General features: G+C 42.4%; 2 protein-coding genes. Both read left to right on the top strand.

Annotated elements, in window-relative coordinates; all coding sequences use genetic code 11:
• Positions 1 to 186: 186 nt before the first annotated feature.
• Positions 187 to 1062, top strand: a complete 876-nt coding sequence (locus MJQ71_RS20780) for a tyrosine-type recombinase/integrase (protein WP_310587554.1) — start codon at positions 187 to 189, stop codon at positions 1060 to 1062.
• On the top strand, positions 1062 to 2225 hold the full coding sequence (locus MJQ71_RS20775; protein ID WP_238808868.1) for an IS91 family transposase: 1164 nt from the start codon (positions 1062 to 1064) through the stop codon (positions 2223 to 2225). The genes MJQ71_RS20780 and MJQ71_RS20775 overlap by 1 nt, the downstream gene beginning before the upstream one ends.
• The last annotated feature ends 286 nt before the right edge of the window (positions 2226 to 2511 follow it).

Below are 2511 nucleotides of genomic sequence, written 5' to 3'. Positions count from 1 at the left end.
TTCCAACGACTCGCAAGTGCGATGCTGGGGATTGATTTTGGATTAACTAATTGATTTTCAAGCGTTTACGCACTTGCATAGAGTTGAACCAACAACTTTGTTGAAGGGTTTTGTAAAAATAGTAAAAAAAGGATTAAATTAGCAACTCACCAAAAATAATATTAGCGATGTTAACAAAAAAACAGTTTGTATGCTCCTTTGCAACTGAGTGCTGAGTCAGAGAATCTCCTGAAAGACTTACAAAATTACATGCGAGTGAAACACTATTCACCTCGCACCATTAAAAACTACAGCTATGAGCTACGTTATCTACTGAGCCATTACGCAGACCGCTCAGCCCATAGCCTAACGCAGATGGACATCATCCATTATTTGCGATATATCCAAGAACACTTTAATGCCTCGTGGGGGAAATGCCATATAGCTGCCCAGGCACTGAGCTTTTTCTTTCAACACCTATTGCAGCTACCCGCTATTCGAGCACGTTCGTTTTATCCACTGAAAAAGCAATTTATACCAAGTATACTGAGTCAAGCGGAGATAGGCATGGTTTTGAATAGTTGTTCAGGCTTACAACAGAAGGCAATTGTGTCGGTATTTTATGGTACAGGTATTCGTTTGAGTGAATTACAACATTTAAAGCTGAGCGATATCGACCGACCGAATTTACGTCTTCGCATAGCTCAGGGGAAAGGGAATAAAGAACGTTACACCTTACTTTCAGAGAAGTTATTGAATTTATTAGAAGGATACTGGCGATTATACCGCCCCCAAGTATACCTATTTGAAGGGCGGAAAGTTGGGCAACCTATGCAAGTACGTTCGATACAATACCATGTTCGATGTGCAATAGGTGGAGCTGGCTTGTTGAGTCCAGCTCGACGGATGTGTTGTCATACGTTGCGTCATAGTTTTGCTACACACCTTTTGGATGCAGGTATAGACATTCCAACAATTCAGCAGTTATTGGGTCATTCCCACATTAGTACGACCATGGTGTATTTACATCTTCAGGAGAGCAAACGTCGTAGCATCGTCAATCCATTGGATAGTTACCTGTGATGAGTAAGCAATTAAGTTTACAGGGGATTTTTAGTAAAGCACAAATAATGGGCTTCAATCCCTACTCCAAGAGTGTTTTTGGTCAACTGAGAACTTGTCGAACGTTATCCAATGGTTATCATCTGAGTCAATGCAGCGATTGTGGTCATCAACAGATGCAGTTTCATGGCTGTGGGAATCGTCATTGTCTGTTTTGCGGCCACTTGGGTCGCGAGCAATGGGTCGGGCAACGTCAGCAAGAGTTATTGCCAACGACTTACTATCATGTGGTCTTTACGCTGCCTCATGAACTGAATGGTTTGATGATGGGCAATCGTACGTTACTGTATAATTTGTTATTGGATGCTTCCTCTCAGACACTCTTACAGTTTGGTAAAGACCCTAAATATTTGGGTGCTGAAATTGGTATCACGTCGGTACTGCACACGTGGGGCCAGAATTTGTCGTTTCATCCGCATGTTCACTGCATTGTCAGTGGGGGAGGCTTCGATGGCAATCAATGGCATCATAGTAAGCGAGTCAGCGGGAAGTTTCTTTTTCCAGTGGGAGCTTTGAAGATAGTCTTTAAGGCCATCTTGATGAAAGGTTTGCGGAAACTAAGGCCCAAACTCCGACTCAATAACCTTGATTTTGAGGAATTATTGAGTCAGATTGGTCGAAAAACATGGAATGTGTATGCCAAACGTCCCTTCGGGGGAGCGAAGGGGGTTTTAGAATACTTGGGGAGATACACCCATAGAATCGCCATCAGCAGTAACCGTATTACCGAGGTAGGACAATCGACGGTTAGTTTTACCTACAAAGACTACGCTGATGGCAGTAAAGTCAAGCAAATGACGTTGAGTCATGAAGAGTTCCTGCGTCGTTTTGAGCAACATATCCTTCCGAGGTACTTTGTTAAAATTAGACATTACGGGTATTTGCGAAATCGAGGCAAGCAAGAACGGATAAAACAGATACTTTCGAGTATGCAATTATGTGAGCGGAAACCTTTGCCCAAGCTGAGTGTAGAGCAGTTCATACTGGAAAAATACGGGACAGACATAGGTAGGTGTCAGTGTTGTGGCGAAGGTAGAATGGTCTGTATAGCGGTGATTTATGGTCCTAGTTGCGAGCCGATAAAATCAGAATCCCAAGTGAGAAATAAGGCTTCACCAGTGTAAAGAATGATTGAAAGGAGGCAACATCAATCAAACGACATTTGGCAAGGCTTAATCCCAAAGTTTGGGTAAGGGTATTTATTGCTCAAAAGTAGCTAAATACCAAAGAAAGTAATGTTTTGAGGTAAAAATAGTTTGAAGGGGAGTGTAAACGCATCTACTTTATGCCCTAATAAATTCCTTGGAATGCCCCGTTGTCGGTCAACTCAAGATAGACAAAAGCCCGATATACCTTCGAGTATATCGGGCTTTCTTGTGGGAGCTTTCGTCTATCTTTCAGATTGTTGGA

It is taken from the genome of Emticicia aquatica (assembly GCF_923079645.1).
In the GTDB taxonomy this organism is placed as follows: Bacteria; Bacteroidota; Bacteroidia; order Cytophagales; family Spirosomataceae; genus Emticicia; species Emticicia aquatica.
This window is presented reverse-complemented; position numbering and strand designations above follow the sequence as displayed.